The organism is Gordonia sp. YY1 (assembly GCF_009872315.1).
GTDB classification, from domain to species: domain Bacteria; phylum Actinomycetota; class Actinomycetes; order Mycobacteriales; family Mycobacteriaceae; genus Gordonia; species Gordonia amicalis.
This window is the reverse complement of record NZ_WXYI01000010.1, coordinates 113154-132364: the sequence shown is the minus strand read 5'-3', so window position 1 is coordinate 132364 and position 19211 is coordinate 113154. Positions and strand designations below refer to the sequence as shown.

Below are 19211 nucleotides of genomic sequence, written 5' to 3'. Positions count from 1 at the left end.
TGATCGCATGACGACTGTGACCTTCATGATGGCCAAGGACATCGAACACGACCACGGCGGCGACGTCGCGCTGGCCAGGGTGATCTTCGACATCGCGGCAGAGTCGTTCGACCTGCGTGCGGTGTGTCTGTCCAACCATCTCACCACCGGTGACGCTCCGCGGATCTCGGCCGACGGCAGGGTGATCCGGGTGCCGAAGCCGCCCGTACTGCTCCCGGCGCTCATCGGCAGCAGTCTGCGGACCCGGCGCAGTGTCTGCCACGTCCGTTTCGACACCGACGACCTTGTCCGGACCGTCGACGATCTCGACAGCGACGTCTTCCTCGCCGAGCATTCGTACATGGCCGAGTCCTATCTGCGCTCGACACAGGTCGGTCGCAGCGAGCTGGTGATCAACACGGTCAACTCCGAATCACTGGTGTGGCGACTCACGCGCGGACTCCCGGGAACGGTGGAGGCGAGGCGCATCCTGTCCGATGAGCTCCGGGTGGCCCGCGCTGCGTCGGCGATCGGCACCTACGACCTCGAGGAAGCACAGTTCTACCGGAAGCGCGGGTGCCCGAGTGCTCGCTGGATCGATCTCACCCTGCCGCCCGCGACCCGCGCGGGTGGCGGCCTCGAGATCCCGCGGCTCGTGTACATGGGTACCCGGGACTGGCCACCGAATCAGGAAGGCTTCTTGGAGATCCTGCGACTGTGGCCGCGCATCTCGGACGGTATCCCGGATGCCGAGCTGTGCATCGTCGGCGCTCCCAAGCCGGGCGCGACACCACCGCCGTTGCCCGAGGGCGTCCGGGACGTCGGATTCGTGGAGGACCTCGACGCTTTCCTGGGTACCTGTCGCGCCCTCGTCGCACCCATCAGGACCGGCGGCGGTGTCCGGGTGAAACTGCTCGACGCCGCCAGCCGTGGATTGCCCGTCGTGGGCACCACCGCCGCGATCGGGTCACTCGAACCGGTTTTCGGGCTGACCGCCTACGACGATCCCGACGAATTCGTCGAACGTGCGCGTGCATTCCTCCTGGACGTCGATCTGGCGAGAAAAGAGGGCACACGGATTTTCGAGGCGAATGCCGAACGCTGGGAGCAGCGCATTCCGCACCAGGCTGTGGAAGCGCTGCTGAGTCGAGGACCGGTTCCGGTCGACCATTGACGAGCCGGGCCATGCGATGTCGTCTGCGCGGACCACGGGCATCTGCCCGATATTCGCAACACTTCGCGGTTCATACGAGAACGTGAATTGCGCAAAATGACGAAATCCATTTCGATCTTTTCGGTGATTGTCGACCGGGGAATTCGGCGGTATTCATGCGGTGGCCGATTCGATGTGGGTGCCCCCGAGTTGTGAGGCGTCAAGCCGTCCCATAGGCTCTTGGGTATCCGCGCGGCGCAGAACGGCATTCGTCCAGGACACACCGGTGTGACCGTTGTCATTCTGGTGGTCGTGAGCTCGGACGATGCCACCGGAGAACGAAATCGGCGAAGACGTCTCGGGGTCGGGCGGTTGCTGGAGAAGACGGTGCCGACGGAACCCGGAGAGCCGGTGTGGTTGACAGCAGTCGGACGTGACGAGGACGGCGCATGGTGAGTGGTGAGGCAGGGCGTTGAACTTCACCGTGTTGAATTTCGGCATGTTGAATCCGTTGGCGATGAATTGTGTCGCGACGCCGCTGTTTCCCGGAATCACGCCCATTCGCTCCACGTCTTTCTCGCGATTCGGTTACCCCTTCGAGGGGTCCGGATTTGCTGATTTGTTTTCGCGCATTCGTCGAGACGGGATCTCGGTGATGGCGCCGCTTCGCAGGCCGGGGGGATCAGACGGTCGGCACGCCCCATGAGGTCCGGGTCCCACGGACCTGGTGAGCGCCGGACGGGCCGACCATGAACGCCCCGACCCCGCCGCCGGTGACTCCGACTGTCGGAATCGCGCGACGATTCCGGCTCAGTGCTGCACAACGAGCGCTGTGGTTCGCCCAACAGACGGCCATGGACGTGCCGATCAACGTCGCGCAGTACGTGGAGATCGACGGACCCATCGACATCGACCTCTTCCTGCGCGTCACCGGGGACGTGGTGCGTCGCGCCCAGTTCCTCCAGGTGAGGTTCGAGGACACCGACGACGGGCTGGTGGGTGTGTACGACCCGTCGTTGCACTACTGGGCCGACGTGATCGATCTCCGGGACCGTCCCGACCCGCGTGCCGCCGCCGAGGCGATCATGCGCGAGGACTGTGCGCGACCACTGGACCCTCGGGTGGATCGCACGGCCCGCGGCTGCCTGTTCCGGCTCGCCGAGCAGAAGTTCATCGTGTACAACCGCGGTCACCACCTGCTCACGGACGGCATGGGCGGCAAGGACCGCATGGTCGAGGCCATCGCCGCCTACCATGCCGCGGTCACCGGCGGCACACCTCCGCCCGCCAAACCGGTGGACCTCGATCTGCCCGCGCGTGCCGACGACGAGTACCGCGCATCGCGTCGCTTCGACACCGACCGCGCGTACTGGCGTCAGTCCATGGCCGGAGTGGGGATCCCCGCGACGCTCGCGCATCGACGCGGCCGGCCCGAGGCACTCTCGCGACGAGTCGCGGCGCCGCTGGACACGGAGACGATGGATCTTCTCCGCCGCGCTGCCGAGGCGAACTCGACGATCCTGCCGAATGTCATCGTCGGCGCGTTCTCGGCCTACCTGTGCCGGGCCGCCGCCGAGGGCGACGAGGTGATCTTCCAGTTCCCGGTCGCCGCCCGCACCATCGCGGCGCTCCGGTCGACACCGCTGCCGGTGGCCAACATCGTTCCCCTGCGGACCGGGGTCGCGGGGCATGGATCGGTCGCCGAAGCGTTGTCCGGCAGCCAGGCGGCGCTCCTCGGTGCACTGCGGCATCAGCGTTATCGTGGCGAGGACATCTGGGCCGACGTCGCCGCCGACGAGACCAGCGGCAGGGTCCGGCGGGCCGCGGCGCAGGAGCGGTCGGGCCCGATGCTCAACCTGATGCTCTTCCAGCGCGAATTCCCCTGTGGGGAGGCGCACGGCACCTTTCACATCCTCACCGTCGGCCCCGCCGAGGACCTGGCCGTCAACATCGTCCCGGTCGCCGGTGAGGACCGGGACTCGGTGCTCATGATCGGCGTCGAGGCCAACCCCAACCGCTACGACGAGGCCGAGGTGGCCGAGCATCATCGGCAGTTCGTCGCCATGCTGCGCACCTTCGCCGACGCCCTGCTGCAGGCACCGGACACCCGCATCGACGATCTCCCGCTGGCGAATCCGGTGACGGTGGTCCGCGGCGCGATCCCCGAACCCGGGCCGGCGACCGTCCCGGAGGCGCTCGCGAGCGCGGCCGCGCGTCACGCGCATTCGCCGGTGTTCGACGAGCCGCGTACCCGTCCACTCACCTTCGGGCAATTGCACGTGCGCGCAACGGATCTCGCTGACCGCCTCCGAACCGTCGGCGTGGTTCCGGGATCCACGGTGGCCCTTGCGCTGCCGCCGGGCGTCGACCGGCTGACCGCGTGGTGGGCGATCGGGGTGAGCGGTGCCGCGGTCCTCCTGCTCGATCCGCTCGCCCCGCGGGCGGCCGTCGCGTCGTTGCCGGAGGCCACTCGTCCCGAGGTCGTCATCGCCGCGCGGTCCGAGGATGCCCCGGCATCCGAGTCCGCTCCGCGCGTGCTGACCCTCGCCGAACTCGGTGGGCTCGAGGCTTCCGGGGCGGCGGCCCGCAGGCCCGCACCGAATGACATCGCCGCATATCTCGCGATCACCGGAGCGACTTCTGAGCTCACCACCCTCGCCGTGCCCCAACGTGCGCTGGCCGCCCTGATCGCGACCGGCGTGTTCGACGCCGCCGCAACCGATCTCGAACACGGCCGGCTGTTCTTCGGCGCCCCCTCGGCGTCGTCGGCGGCCCATCTCGAGATCATCGCGGCAGCCGCGCACGGTCTGCGGCTCGTCGTGCCCGGCGCGGACGCCGTGCCCGCCACGCACGTGATCGCGACACCGGGAGATGTTCCGCGCCTGAGCGTGCAGGGACCGGTGACCTCGCTCGTGGTGGTGGGGGAGGACATCGCACCGGCCGCCCTGGTGCGCCTGGCCTTCGGCCGCGAGGTATCGGCACCGTACTGTCCGCGCGGTGCATTCGGCCCGGTGACGGTCAACCGCCGGATCGCCCGGGACGCCGCCGTCGACCACCGTTTGCCCAGCGGGACACCGCGTCCCGGTGCCGGACTCGCCGTCTTGGACCCGTCGCTGCGTCCGGTTCCGGCCGGGGTGACGGGTGATGTCTACGTGACCGGCCCGCAGGTGGCCACGGTCATCGCCGGAGATCCGGTGCACACCGCATGCACCTTCGTGGCGTGCCCGTGGGAGCGGGGAGCACGAATGCTCCACACCGGCGACCGCGGCCACTTCGATCCGGGCACAGGCTCGTTGGTGATCGACCATCACGAATATGACGTGGTGACCCTCGACGGGGTGCGCATCGACCTCGCCGCGCTCGACCGGGCGGCCGGGCAGGTCGCCGGCGTCGGGTACGCGGTCTCGGTGGTGGCGGCGGGCGGCCTCGATGTGGGCGTCGTGTGCGATTCCGACGAGGTCGACCGGCAACGCGTTCGGGCCGCGGTCCGGCGACGCGTCGACGACGAGGTGCCGGCCTCGACCCGGCCCCGTCGTGTGGTCGTCCTCGACGAGTTGCCGACCGACGTGACCGGAAACCTCGACCGGCGTGCGGCAGCCGAATCGATCGCGGCCGCACCCGAGGCGCAGACGGCGTATCGTCCGCCGTCGACGGCCACCGAGGTGGCGGTGGCCGAAGCGGTGACCGAGGTACTCGGCGTACCGCGTCCGTCGATGGACGACGAGCTCGTCCGATTGGGCGCCACCTCACTGGGATTCATGCAGCTCGCCACCCACCTCGGCAGCACCCTGCGCGTGGTGGTCAACATGCGCGACCTCGCCTCGGTGACGACACTTGCCGAGCTCGCCGCGGTCATCGAGGCCGCTGTCCCGAGGCGGACGACGTCCACCGACGGCGTCGTCGCCTATCGGCCGACCCGAGCCCAGCAGGAGATCTGGCTGCTCAACCGCGCCGACCCTCATGCGACCGTGTACCACCTGCCTGTGCGGCTCACGCTCGCCGAACAGATCTCCGCCGACGCCGTACGGATGGCGCTGATCGACGTGGCCACCCGGCACGAAGCCCTACGGACCGTGTACCCGGAGGTCGACGGGGAGCCCGTCGCGCAGGTTCGCGACCAGGACGAATCGGCTGCTGCCGCACCGGTCACCAGCGCGACCCTGGACGCCTCCGGCGTCGACCACGCGGTCTCGGCGCCGTTCGACCTGCGGACCGAGGTTCCCTGGCGAGCGGTGCTCGACGAGACCGGCGACGCCGTCGAACTGGTTCTCGTCGCCCACCACATCGCCGTCGACGAGTGGTCGCTGCACATCGTGCTGGAGGATTTCGCCCACGCGGTGCGTGCGCGTGCCGCCGGCGCAGGACCCGTCTGGGAGACCGAGGCCGTCTCGTTCAGTGCGGTCCTGGATGCGCGAGCCGCCGGCTCGACGACCGCGTCAACGCCTGCGGCGGAGGTCTTCTGGACCCGATTCCGGCGGGATGCACCGGATCGGCTCGCCTTGCCCGAACCCGCGGCGAGCACTGCGGCGGGGTCCGGACTCACCGCCGGACCGGCGGTCCACACGTGTCGGCGGATCGGGCGCGCGGTCACCGATGCCGCCGCCGCGCAAGCGCGAGAGTGCGGCACCACCGTCAACACGCTTCTGTGCGTGGCCCTCTCGGCAACCCTCGGTGAGTTCACCGACTCCGACGACGTCGTGATGTCGATGCCGGTGTCCGGGCGGTTCACCAGCGAGGAACTCCGCCCGGTCGGCATGTTCGTCGAGACGGTGCCGGTACGGGTGACCGGTGCCCGCGAGACCTCGGTCGCCGATGCGCTCGCGGTCGTCGGGGGAGACCTCGGCACCGCCGTCGCGCTGGCCGACGCCGCGCCGACCGGACTGTCCGACGTCATCTTCGCGTATCACGCGACCGCACCCGATCTCGTCGCATCGGCGGTGTTCACCGACGGTGCGACGCTGCGTACCCGCGACGCCCGAACCGCGTTGGAGTTCACCCTGATCGACGACGGGGACGGGCTGTCCGTCACCCTGACGATCGCCGAGAACCGCGTGGACGTACCGGTGGCCGCGCGACTGCTCGACAGGTTCGTGGAGGCCGTCGCGGCCCTGGCCGCCGCGGCGCCGGATCAGACCGTCGCCGAGTGTCTGTCGCCGGGCCCGGTCACCGAGCCGGGCAGCAGCCGGACCGCCGGCGTCGCTCCCGTCGGTGTCGATCCCATTCGGGCGCTCCTGCGCCACGCCGTCACACACCCCGAGGCGACCGCGGTCATCGTCGGCGACGAGACGCTCGACTACCGCGGTCTCGTCGACCGGGCTCGTGCCCTCGCGACGCGCCTCGTGTCGTTCGGGGTGCGGCCCGGCGATCGCGTGGCCCTGCTCATGGATCGTCGCGCCGACACCGTGGTGGCGATCGTCGCGACCCTGCTGGCCGACGCGGTCTACGTCCCGATCGACCCCGATCACCCGCAGGCGCGGATCGACCTGATCCTGGCCGGGACCGCCCCGGCCGCGGTCATCGACAGCCGCCTCGAGGTGACGGAAGGTCTGGGTCGTCAACGCGCGCAGCCGATGCCGGGTGCCGCCTATGTCATCCACACCTCCGGCTCCACCGGCCTGCCGAAAGCCGTGGTGGTGACCCGGCAGAACGTGGCCGCACTCCTGGGGGCAGGACTCGATCTCGTCGAGGCCTCCTCACGGGACGTCTGGGCCTGGGTGCACTCCTACGCGTTCGACTTCTCGGTCTGGGAGATCCTCGGTGCGCTTGCCTCCGGCGGCAGCGTCGTCGTGGTGGACCGTGCGACCGTGCGGGATCCCCGAGCTCTCGCCGAGACGATCGTACGGCACGGGATCACCATCCTCTCGCAGACCCCGACCGCGTTCAGCGGAATCGTCGACCTGGCAACAACTCCCGCCCCGCCGGAACTGCCGTCACTGCGGGCCGTGGTCTTCGGTGGCGAGACCCTCGCACCGAAGACGTTGCGCGCGTGGGCCGCCGAACATCCCGGTACCCGACTGGTCAACATGTACGGCATCACCGAGACGACCGTCGTCCTCACCGCCACCGACGTCGACCTCGACGACGAGCGCAGCATCATCGGCACGCCGTTCGACGGCGTCGGATGGATGGTTCTCGATCGGCGCCTGCGACCGGTGCCGACCGGCGCGGCCGGCGAGCTGTATCTCGTCGGCGAGCAGGTCGCGCTCGGCTACCTCAACGCTCTCGGCCTGACCGCGACACGGTTCGTCGCGGATCCGTCGGGGACCGGCCGGCGGATGTACCGGACCGGCGACCGGGTCCGTGAGGTGGCGCCGGGCCGACTCGCCTACCTCGGCCGCAACGACGACCAGGTCCAGATCCGTGGCCACCGTGTGGAACTCGGCGAGATCGTCTCCACCCTCCGTGGGATCCCCGGCATCGGCGATGCGCGCGTCCTGGTACGACCGGGCCGTCGCGCAGGCGACGAACAGTTGCTGGCGTTCGTGACCGAGGACGGCCTCGCCGACTTCGACGTCCTCGACGACCTCGACGAGGCGTCGATCCTGGCCGGCTGCGCCACCCGATTGCCGGGGCACGCCGTGCCGTCCCGGGTCGCGATCGTCGACGGTTGGCCGATGACCAGCACCGGGAAGATCGACCGAGACAAGCTCTTCGCGGTGATCAGCGACACCGCTCCGCCGGTCGGACGGGCACTCGGCCCGATCGAGGAGACGGTGGCGTCGGCGATCCGCGCGGTCGTCGGGGAGGACGTGGGTCACCTCGGCGCCGACACGAACTTCTTCGCCGCGGGCGGTACGTCGCTCTCGGCGGCACGCCTGGCCGCCACGCTCGCCGGGATGGGGTACCGCGTCGAGGTGGCCGACATCTTCGAGTACCCCACCGTCGCGGAACTCGCTGCCCGGCTCGCCACACCGGGGACGTCGACCGCCCCGCCGCGGTTGTCCCTGTTGTCGGACGACCGCGAGATTCCTGGAGACCTCCCGCTCACGCCCGAGCAGATGGACGTGTGGTTGCGGTGGCGGACCGAACCGGAGTTCACCGGCTACCTCCTGCCACTGGCGTTGCCGATCGACGCGACACCCGGGGACCTACGTCGTGCACTGGCCGCGATCGTGACCCGGCACGACGCACTGTGCACCGGATTCCCGATGCGCGGCGGGGTCCCGGTGCAACATCGGTGGGACGACGCCGATGTCCTCGATCACCTCGAACGGCAACTCGGTCCCGATGCCCCGGAAGTGTCGGCGTGGGACGCCTCGGTGTCGGAGCCGTCGGTGTCGGACATCTCCGGGCCGGACATCTCCGGTCCGGATGCGACCACCGTCCTCGCGTCGATGGCCACGCCCATCGACCTCGCCTCCGCGCTTCCCTGGCGGGTCCGGATCGTCCGGATCGACGGGGCCACCTGGCTTCTCGGCGTGATCCACCACATCGCCGCCGATGGTGAGTCCTTCGCGATCCTCGCCGGCGAACTCGACACCGCACTCGCCGGTGCGACGCTGCCGACGAGCGGAACGGACTATCGGCGGTACTCGGTCTGGCGGGACGAGACGCTCGAGTCGAGGCGGGCAGAGCTCACCGCGTTCTGGCGGGACGCGTTCGCCCGGCCGGTGGAACAGCTCCGGCTCCCCGAGGTGAACCTGCAGGCGGAAACCGTTGCGCCGGCGGCGGAGACGATCGTGCACCGCGCGCACGCGCATCTCGACGCGACCGTCACCGCGTCGCTCGAGGCGCTGACCGTCGCCCGGGCGTCGACCCCGTTCATCGCGGCCCACACGGCACTCGCCGCGGTACTGGCCAGGCAGTCGGGCGCACGGATGGTGACCATCGGCACCGCCCTGTCGGGTCGTCTGGACCCGGGTCTTGTCGGTGTGCCGGGGCTGTTCGCCCGCGCGGTGCCGCTGCACACGCCGATCGACCCGGAACTCACCTTCGTCGAACTCCTGTCGCGGGTGACGACGGTGGATCTCGGTGCCTTCGCCCATGCCGATCTGCCGCTCACCGAGATCTCCGAGATCGCCGACCCCGGTCGTGCCGGCGCCGGAACCCCGTTGTTCGAGGTGTCGTTCGGCGCGGTGCCGGACGCGATCGTGGAGTGGGTGGAGGCCGAGTTCCCGACCGGGTCGGCCGACAGTGCCGCCGCCGGGGTTCTGGGGATCCCGCTCTTCGGCATCGACGTCTCGATGTACCGGCACGGCGGTGCCCTGCACCTGACGATGTCCTGCACCGATTCGGTCGCGACCGCGGGCCGACTGGAGGCCCTGTGCGAGCTGGTCGTCGAGACGTTGCGACGCGGCGTGCTCGCGCCCGACGAGCCGGTCGTGTCGCTGATGAGCGCGGACGGTGAGGACGCGACGCGCCCGGAGTTCGAGCCGGAGGCCTTCGACGCGCTGCTCACGTCGTACGGTTCCGCGTCCCCGTCCGACATCGCGATCGTCGACTCGCGACATCGCATACCGGGATTCGGGGCCGAGATCACCGAGGCCGACTTCGACCGGCTGTCCACACATCTGGCGCGGCTACTGGTCGAACAGGGGGTCGGCGCGGGCGACGTGGTCGTCGAACTGCTCCCGAGATCGGCGTTCGGCATGGTCGCGACTGCCGCGATCGCCCGCGCGGGAGCGGCTTTCGTCAACATCGACCCCGCCGACCCGGTCGAGCGTCGGAACCTGATCCTCGGTCGGTGCCGTCCGTCGGTGGTGCTCACCCTCTCCGGGATCGACACGGCCGGGATCGGCACCGCGGTCGTCGCGCTCGACGACCTGTTCGCCGAGCTGCCCGCGGTGGTGCCACCCTTCGCCGACACGGAACGTATGCGGGCGGTGACACCGGACGACGTCGCCTACGTGACCTTCACCTCCGGAACGACGGGTGTGCCGAAAGGCGTCGCCGTCACCCATCGCGGTCTGGCCGGGTGGGCTCGTGACACCGTCTCACGGCTGCGTCTGAGCGCTGCTGACCGTGTGATGCACACGTACGCAACGGGTTTCGATGCACACCTGATGGGCGTCCTGCCGCCGCGGATCGCCGGTGCGACGGTGGTCATGTGCCCGCCCGATGTCATCGCGGCGGACGAACTCGCCGACCTGGTCCAGGACGCCGGTGTGACCGTCCTGCTCACCACCCCGTCGGTGCTGGCGACCCTGCGCCCCGGCGACCTACCGCACGTCCGGCACGTCGCGGTCGGCGGTGAACCGCTCGGGGCCGGTCTGATCCGTGAGTGGACCCGCGGCCGCACCCTCAGCAACGAATACGGGCCGACCGAGGCGACGGTCGCGGTGAGCAGTGCGCGGTACACCGACCCCGTCCTCGGCGCCGTGCACATCGGACGGCCACTCGACGGCGTGACCATGCACGTCCTCGACCCCATGCTGCGTCCGGTTCCGGACCACACCGTCGGAGAGCTCTACCTCTCCGGGAACTGCCTGGCACGTGGGTATCTCGACGATCCGCGGACGACCGCGGCCGCTTTCGTCGCCGGTCGGTCCGGCACGCGCATGTACCGGACCGGAGATCTGGTCCATCGCCGCGGCGACGGGACCTTCGTGATCCACGGCCGCACCGACGACCAGGTCAAGATCCGTGGAGTCCGTCTCGAACCCGCAGAGATCGATGCGGCCCTGTCCCGGCTGCCCGGTGTCGCGACCTCGGTGACCGCGGCCCGCGCCACCGCGGCCGGCGAGAAAGTCCTGGTCTCCTGGGTCGTCGGCGAGCCCGATGCCGTCCTGCGCACCGACGACCTCGCATCTCGGCTCGCGCATGTGTTGCCGCGCACCATGATTCCCGGTTCTTTCATCGAGGTCGAGGAATTGCCGATCGGCCGCAACGGTAAGATCGACGTCGCATCGCTGCCCGCACCGGACTTCGGTGCCGCCGGTGCGGTCACCGCTCGCCGCGCATTGTCGGGGGAGACCGAACTGCTCATCGCATCGGTCTGGGCGGAGGTCCTCGACCGTCCCGCCGACAGCTTCGACGCGGACTCGGATTTCTTCGCCGACGGCGGCACCTCGCTGTCGGCGACACAGGTCACCTCGAGGCTGTCCACCTCCGCCGGCGTCGATGTCGCCGCACGCCTGCTGTTCGAGACGCGGACCATCGGCGAGTTGGCCCGCAGCGTCGACGCCCTGGCCTCACAGTCGTCCGACACCGTCGCCGCACTGTTGCCGACGCCGGCGCGGCTTCCCGTACCCGATCCCTTGCCGCTGGCTTATCCGCAGCGCCGCATGTGGATTCACCACCACTTCGATCCGACCTCGACCGCCTACCACGTACCGGTGGTGATGCGGATCCGTGGTCGTGTCGACGTCGCCCGGCTGCGCAAGGCCGTCGACGAGGTCGTGGGCGCTCACGCGGTGCTCCGCACCGTCTACCCGGACTCGCCGACCGGACCGGTGCAGCGCCAGATCGAACACCGCAGCCCGGTGCTGGCGCACCGCCTCGTCGAGGTCGGTGACGATGACATCGGCACCGTGCTTCGCCAGCAGGTGACGGAATACCTGCGTGCGCCATTCGATCTCGAGAACGAACCCGGATTCCGTGCGACGGTCTTCGAGGCGGACACGTCCGAGGACACCACGGCCGACGCCCCCGAGCTGTACCTCGCGGCCGTCCTCCACCACATCGCCATCGACGGCTGGTCGATCCGCGTGCTGCTCGCCGATCTGATGCGGGCATACGAGGGTGAGCGACTGGCGGTGGCCGCCTACGAGGCCTTCACCTACGCCGACTTCGCCCAGTGGCAGATGGCGCGACTCGGTGACCCGTCCGATCGGGAGAGCCTCTACGCGCGTCAGATCAGCTACTGGACAGCGACTCTCGCCGACGTTCCGGAACCGCTACGGTTACCCGGCCACCGCGAGCACGATGCCACAGCCGGCACCGGTCGGATCACCGCGTCGGTGCCGGCACTCGCGATCCATCAGACCGCGAGGACGTTGTCGGCCACGGTCTTCCAGGTCGCGCACGCAGCTCTCTCGGCGACCCTCGGTCAGCTGACCGGCCACTGGGACATGGTGATCGGTGTCCCGGTCCACGGACGATCGGCCCCCGAATGGGAGCCGGTGGTCGGCATGTTCGTCAACACCGTCGCGCTCCGCACCCGACTCCGGCCGGACACACCGGTCCGAGACGCCGTCGAGCAGGTCCGCGACGTCGCGCTGGCCGCGCTGGCGCACAGCGACGTCCCCTATGAGGACGTCGTGCGGGCGGTCCGGCCCGCGGCCCGGAACGGCGACGATCCGCTGATCTCCGTGCTGCTCGTCAGCCAGGACGTCGTCCCCGAGGCGTCCGGTGAGATCGCCCTGGGCGGCGCGGTGGCCTCCCTCATCACCGAGGCCACCGCCACGGTCGATGCGAAGTACGACATCGAGGTGGTCCTCGCGGAGAGCGACGGCGAACTACAGGTCACGCTGGTGCATTCCGGGCAGATCCCGGACGGTGTGGCACACGCGTTGCTCGACGAGTACACGGCGGTGTTGCGCGGTGTGGGCGAGGTCGGGAAACCGTTCCCGCTCGTCGCGGTGACTGCCGGGCCCGACGGGGTCGCGGTGGCCGCACCCGACCACGGAATCGCCGAATCCGGCGACCGCACAGTCGAACTCGATGACCCCGCGCCCGGTACCGCCGATCTCGTCTCGCGAGTCGGAACGATCATGGCCGAGCTGCTCGAGGTCCCGGAGGGCTCGGTCGCGGAGTCTGCCGACTTCTTCGCTCTCGGCGGTACCTCGCTGTCGGCCACCAGGGTGACCTCCGCGCTGGGGCGCCACCTCGGCATCCGCGTGCCCACCCGTCTGCTGTTCGAGCATCCGACACCCGCCGCGCTCGCCGCCGCGGTGTCCGCGCTGGCCGACGCCGATCCGAACCACCCCGTCGATGCGGCCGAGGAGACCTTCGACCCCGCGGACGCGCTGTCGGAGGAGATCCCGTTGGCGCCGACGCAGCGCCGTATGTGGGTCGGGGCCCAGATGCTCGGGCAGGTCCCGATCTACTCGGTACCGGTCGTGGTCGGGATCCCGGCCGGGGTGACGAGCGCGGCCGTCACCGCTGCACTGGACGCACTCGTCGACCGGCACACGGCACTGCGGACCCGCTACCTGGCCACGCCCGACGGGCCGCGGCAGCGGGTCGTCGACGGATGGCGGCCGCTGGTACGGCATCTGAATGCCTCCGCGCTCACCGGCACCGCCATCGCCGACGAGTTCTCCGAACCCTTCGATCTCGCCGGGGATCCGCCGGTGCGGGTGTGGCTGCTGTCGGAGCGCAGCGTCGGAGACGCCGAAACCCCCAGCGTCGGGGACGCACCGCTCGCGGTGGTGCTCGTCGCCCACCACATCGCGATGGACGGCGAATCCGCGGCCATCGTCGAACGCGAACTCACCGCGCTTCTGACCGGGGAGGCCCTCGACCGGCAGCCGGCGGGCTTCGACGTTCTCGCGCGCCGGATGGTCGCCGAGGAACGGAACTCACGCGCCGAACTGATGCATTACTGGCGGGAGGCCCTCGACGGATACAGCGGGGAACTCGACCTCGCCGAGCATCGTCCGTCCACCCGCGACCTGCGCACCTCGGTGATCGAGTTCGCGGTCGACGACGCGCTCGCCCAATCCATCTCGTCGACGGCCCGCCGCGCACAGGCGAGTGACTTCCATCTCCTGCACGCCGCGACCGCGCTCGCGCTCGCGGCCCAGACCGGTGTCGACGACATCGCGGTGGCGACACCGGCCTCCATGCGCCGTGACGGGGACAGCGCCGGAACGGTGGGCATGCTGATCTCGACGGTTGTCCTCCGGACGCGGCTGACCGCCGGGATGACGGTCGGCGGGTTCATCGAAACCGTTCGCGACGCCGACCTCGCCGCGCTGGACCATGCGGCCATCGCCTTCGACGACGTCGTCGCACTCGTCGATCCACCGCGCGTTCCCGGGCGCCACCCCCTCGTGCAGGTGGCCTTCTCGGTGGTCGAGGCCACCGGCGTCGGCCCGGGCCCCGCCGGTTTGCCGTCGGCGCCCGGTGCGGATGCGCCGCCGGATCCCCGTGCGGATGCGCCACGCACCGCGATGGATTCGCACAGCGAGTTCGACGTGCACATCGTCGCCGTCCGTTCCGGCAACAGCTGGCGACTGCAACTTCATCACGCACGGGATCTCTTCGACGACAGCGTGATCCGCGGGCTCGGCGAGCGACTGATGGCCGCCGTCGCGGCGGTGACCGGCGACCCGGCGCGTCGTCTCGCCGCGATCGAACCCCTCACCGCGGCGGAACGCGAATTCGTCAGCCGCCGTGCACGTGTCCCCGCGCCCACCGGGACCGAACCACTGCTCGCCGACCTGTTCGCCGAAGCGGTTGCGTCGCACGGTGATCGTCCGGCGATCGCCGACGGCACGCGCACCCTCACCCATCTCGAGTTCGACGCGTGGGTGTCGGAGACGGCGCGTGCCCTCCGCGCACGCGGCCTCGGGGCGGGCGACGCGGTCGCGGTGGTCGTCCCGCGCTCCATCGAATCGGTGGTCGCCATCTGGGCGGTGAGCCGCATCGGCGGGGTCTGCGTCCCCGTCGACGTCACCTATCCCGCGGCCCGGATCGACCACGTGGTCGCCGGGGCACACGCGACGGCCATCGGTCGCGGTGACATCCCCGAACAACCGACGGGACCGGTTGCCTCGGAACCGATCACACGCGTCTCGCCGGACTCGCTGGCCTACGTCATCACGACGTCGGGCACCACCGGCACGCCGAATGTCGTCGGCGTCACCCATCGGGGCGTGCATCGCGTGGCCGCGCTCGGAGACGTGCAGTCCGGCGACCGGGTGGGGATGGCGATCAGCCCGGGCTTCGACGCGACGTTCCACGACATGCTGCTGCCGCTGGCCTCGGGCGCGACGCTCGTGGTCGTTCCCCCCGAGGTCGTCGGTGGACGCGAACTCGCCGAGTTCCTCGACCGCACCCGGGTCAGCGTGTTCACCGCGACGCCGTCGGTGATGCGGACGATGCGACCGGAATCGATCACGGCGCTGCGGCTGGTCTACATCGGCGGCGAGGCGCTGCCGGCCGACCTCGCGGCGGCCTGGTCGGAGCGGGCGCAGGTTCTGAACATCTACGGCCCGACCGAGACGACGGTGACGGTGTCCACCAGTGCCTACCGTCCGGGCGAGCCGGTGCGGCTGGGGCACCCGCGCCCCGGGATCGGCGCCGAGGTCCTCGACACCCGGCTTCGACACGTGCCGCCCGGCGTGGTCGGCGAGCTCTACGTGAGCGGAACCGGGGTCGCCCGTGGTTATCTCGGGGATCGAGCGCTGACCGCCGCGACCTTCGTCGCCGGGAACGACGGGCGTCGCCGCTACCGGACCGGCGACCTCGTGCGGTGGGATCGCGAGACCGGCGAACTGATCTACGTCGGTCGCGCCGACCGCCAGATGAAGATCCGCGGCCAGCGCGTCGAGCCCGCCGAGATCGACGCCGTCCTGGTGGGAGCCGGGGCCCGGCGCTCCGTCACAGTGCTGCGGCCCGGTCCGGCCGGTCCCGCCCTGGTGTCCTATGTGGTCTCGTCGGTGCCCGCCGACCGGCTCGCCGACACCTGCCGCGCGCTCCTGCCGCGGCACATGGTGCCCAGCCGGATCGTCGAGATGGCCGAGCTGCCCCTGAGTGGTGCGGGCAAGCTCGATCAGCGGCGTCTGCCCGAGCCGGTGTGGTCGGAATCGACCCGGGAGCCCGAGACGCCCACGGAGTCGACGGTCCGCGACGCGTTCCGGGCGGTGCTGGACGAGCACGGCGTCGGCATGGACGACGACTTCTTCGGGATGGGTGGCAATTCCCTCGCCCTTGTGCAGCTGCGCGACGAACTGACCCGCCGCACCGGGATCACCGTCGACGTCGCGGACCTGTTCACGCACCGCACGCCGGCCGAGGTCGCCCGCGTCGTCGGCGCCGTCTCCTCGGGCGGGGGCACCGGGGTCGACCAGCGCGTGGTGCCGCTCTCGCGGGTGGGAGCCCCCGCGCCCGACGCCCCCGACCCCGCTGCCCCGGGGTCCCACGGCCCGCTCGTGTGGTGTGTGCACACCGCCACGGGGATCGTCGAACCGTTCCGCGCCTTCGGCGCATCGCTGGACTCGGCCGTGGCGTACGGCCTGCAACTGCCCGAACTGGTCGTCGCCGCCCGTGCCATGCCCGCGACCCTGCCGGAGATCGCGGCCCTGCACGTCGCCGCCGTCCGGAGCCGTCAGCCGGCCGGCCCGTACCACCTGGTCGGCTGGTCACTGGGAGGGGTCATCGCACACGAGATGGCCCGTCAGCTGGTGGCGGCCGGGGAGCAGGTCGCCGTCCTGATGGTCCTCGACTCCCGGACCCCCGACGACCTGCAGGGCGTCACCGACGACGAGCTGCTCGGCGCGGACCACCCACTCCGCGCCGTGGCCGAACGACACGACCCGCAGGCAGTTCGGCGGTTCGAGGACCGGTCACGCACGCTGGCGGCCGCGCTGCGGTCCTACGAATTGGGTCCGGTGCCCGTCGGTAAGGTCATCTACGTTGCCGCCGAGGACAATCCGGACATCCAGAGCTGGGGACGGGCGGTCCGGCACGATGCCGGGACCGCGGTGCCGGAGGTGGACGTGATGCCCGCCGGTGTGACACATGCGCAACTGGGCGATCCCGACGTGATGCGTCGGCTGGCCAGGAGAATCGAGGAGGAATGGTGACCGGATCCGACCGGGACGCGACGTCGACGGGGCTGTCGATCCTGTTCGTCTGCACGGGCAACATCTGCCGCTCGCCGATCGGCGAACGCGTGCTGACCGGTCTGGCCGACCGCATGCGGGCCGCCGGCACGGAACTCGCCGTGACCGCGAGCAGTGCCGGCACCGGCGCACTCAACGGTCAGCCGATCCACCCGCATTCGGCCGCGGTTCTCACCGAACACGGTTACGACGCCTCGGGTTTCGAGTCCCGATACCTGCGTCCGCCGATGCTGGTGCAGGCCGACCTCGTGTTGTGCATGAGCCGCGACCACCGCGCCGCGGCCCAGCAGATGGCGCCCGCGCGCTGGAAGCGGGTGTTCACCCTCACCGAGTTCGCCGCGCTGTCGGAGACCGGCACCCCGGACGAGAACGGCACACTCGCAGCAATCATGGCGGGACGGGGGCGCGTCGATCCCAACTCCTCGCTCCTCGACATCGTCGACCCGATGGGCCGTCCGCGTGAGGACTTCGATCGTGTCTTCGCCGAGATCGAGCCGAAGGTCGAGACCGTCGCCGGATGGCTGGCGGCACAACAGGTCACCGAGACGACAGGGGAGAGCCGATGATCCGCCGCATCGCCGGAAACCGGGCGGTCCAGATCGTCGCCGTGATCGTGGTGCTCGCCGGCGCGCTCGTCGCCTGGCTCGCGTACTCGGCGCTGAAGGTCAAGGGCGATCTGGAGTCGGTCCGGACCGACGCCTCGAAGGCCCGGACCCTGATGCTCGACGGCGATCAGGCCGGAGCCGCGCAGGCCGCCGCGGCTGCTGCCGACAGTGCGCAGGCCGCGTCCGATCGGTCCCACGGCATCATCTGGTCCGCGGTGGCCGCGATCCCGGGGATCGGGTCTCCCCTCGAGTCGGTGCAACAGATGAGCGACGCCGTCGAGGCGCTCTCCGCCGACGTCCTCCTCCCGGCCGCGGACCTCGCCGGCGTGCTGAACCCGGATCGGCTCCGGACGGGGAACACCGTCAACCTGAAGCTGCTGCGGGAGGCACAGCCGGAACTCAGCAAGGTCGCCGCCCGCTCGACCGAGGTGGCCGGCGAGGTGGCGGCGATCGACCCGAGCTGGCTCGGCGTGGTCGCCGACGCGAGAACCCAACTCGCCGAACAGGTCGACGCAGCCGAGTCCACCCTGGTCGCCACCGACATCGCCGCGAAGCTCATCCCGCCGATGCTGGGTTCGTCGGGGCCGCGCAACTACTTCCTGGCCTTCCAGACGCCGTCGGAAGCCCGCGGAACCGGCGGCCTGGTCGGCGGTTTCGGCCTGCTCAACGCGACCGGGGGGCGCGTGACGGTTCCGGAGCTGGGGGCCAACTCGGAGTTCCGCGACCCGGCGACGCCGAAGATCAACCTGGGGCCGGAGTACGACTCGGTCTATTCGTATTACAAGCCCTACACCGACTTCCGCAACGGAAACCTCAGCGCGCACTTCCCCGACGCCGCGAAGATCTGGCTGGCCAACTGGCGCGCCCAGACCGGCCAGCAGCTCGACGGCGCCATCGCACTCGACCCGATCGCGCTGAAATACGTGCTCGAGGTCGTCGGAGCGGTGACACTGCCCGGTGGGGAGAAGATCACCGCCGACAACGTCGTGCCCATCACGCTGTCGACCTCGTATCAGCGGTTCGCCGATGACAACGAGGCGCGAAAGGCGTACCTACAGTCCATCTCCGAGGCCGTCGTCAAGAAGCTGATCACCTCGGGCGGCAGCACGCGCGGCCTGCTCGAGGCGCTCGGACGCGGCGTCCACGAACGCCGGATCATGGTCTACAGCACCACGCCCGCCGAACAGGAGATCCTCGAGACGACCAAACTCGGTCACCAGATCTCCGACACCGACGCGCCGTACCTGCAGGTGGCCATCGGCAATGCGTCGGGCAGCAAGCTCGACTACTACCTGCGTCGCGAGATCGACTACACCTCAGGCGATTGCAGCGGGGACACCCGAGAGAGCACGATCACCGTCACCCTGACCAACACCCTCGACCAGACCGGGCTCACCGACTACGTCGCCGGTGGCCTCGGCACGGAACTGGCGGTGCAGAAGGGCACCAACCTCGCCAACGTGGAGTTCCTCGCCACCAAGGGCGCGGTCCTCAAGGAGATGACTCTCGGCGACGCCGGTGCCTTCTACGTCGAACAGACCCTGCACGGCCGGCCGTACTACTCGACCCGGGTCGGCGTGGCACCGGGACAGAGCACCACGATCACGTTGAAGATCGACGAGCCGACCTCCGCGGCGGGCGAGGCCGTCGTCCCGGTTCAGCCGCTGGTCGACGACCCGACCGTCACGGTCGACGTGCCCGCGTGCGGGTCGCGGAAGTGACCGTGCCCGCGTGCGGGTCGCC

General features: G+C 70.3%; 5 protein-coding genes. 4 read left to right on the top strand and 1 reads right to left on the bottom strand.

All coding sequences use genetic code 11. From position 1 onward, the window contains the following. Positions 1-7 precede the first annotated feature (7 nt). Positions 8-1153 carry a glycosyltransferase gene (locus BPODLACK_RS14685; RefSeq protein ID WP_006435266.1) on the top strand — a complete coding sequence of 382 codons (1146 nt, stop codon included), beginning with the start codon at positions 8-10 and terminating at the stop codon, positions 1151-1153. 153 nt (positions 1154-1306) lie between these two features. Here BPODLACK_RS14685 and BPODLACK_RS14680 read toward each other — a convergent pair whose 3' ends face one another. Continuing rightward, on the bottom strand, positions 1307-1693 hold the full coding sequence (locus BPODLACK_RS14680; RefSeq protein WP_159405530.1) for a hypothetical protein: 387 nt from the start codon (positions 1691-1693) through the stop codon (positions 1307-1309). A gap of 188 nt (positions 1694-1881) precedes the next feature. Between BPODLACK_RS14680 and BPODLACK_RS14675 the strand changes: the two genes are divergently transcribed. Genes BPODLACK_RS14675 through BPODLACK_RS14665 form a run of 3 tightly spaced genes read left to right on the top strand, consistent with a single transcriptional unit; the run spans position 1882 to position 19189 of the window. Continuing rightward, positions 1882-16824: a non-ribosomal peptide synthetase gene (locus tag BPODLACK_RS14675; protein ID WP_159405529.1), complete on the top strand. Its 14943-nt coding sequence runs from the start codon at positions 1882-1884 to the stop codon at positions 16822-16824. Next, positions 16818-17429 (top strand): low molecular weight protein-tyrosine-phosphatase, encoded by a 612-nt coding sequence (locus tag BPODLACK_RS14670; RefSeq protein WP_006435268.1) that lies wholly within the window; start codon positions 16818-16820, stop codon positions 17427-17429. Before BPODLACK_RS14675 ends, BPODLACK_RS14670 begins: the two co-directional genes overlap by 7 nt. Next, positions 17426-19189: a DUF4012 domain-containing protein gene (locus BPODLACK_RS14665; protein ID WP_159405528.1), complete on the top strand. Its 1764-nt coding sequence runs from the start codon at positions 17426-17428 to the stop codon at positions 19187-19189. The genes BPODLACK_RS14670 and BPODLACK_RS14665 overlap by 4 nt, the downstream gene beginning before the upstream one ends. Positions 19190-19211: the final 22 nt, after the last annotated feature.

Coding starts and splice junctions, on each gene's coding strand:
- BPODLACK_RS14665 (WP_159405528.1), top strand. CDS start 17,426: ATGATCCGCCGCATCGCCGGAAACCGGGCGGTCCAGATCGTCGCCGTG.
- BPODLACK_RS14685 (WP_006435266.1), top strand. CDS start 8: ATGACGACTGTGACCTTCATGATGGCCAAGGACATCGAACACGACCAC.
- BPODLACK_RS14675 (WP_159405529.1), top strand. CDS start 1,882: ATGAACGCCCCGACCCCGCCGCCGGTGACTCCGACTGTCGGAATCGCG.
- BPODLACK_RS14670 (WP_006435268.1), top strand. CDS start 16,818: ATGGTGACCGGATCCGACCGGGACGCGACGTCGACGGGGCTGTCGATC.
- BPODLACK_RS14680 (WP_159405530.1), bottom strand. CDS start 1,693: ATGGGCGTGATTCCGGGAAACAGCGGCGTCGCGACACAATTCATCGCC.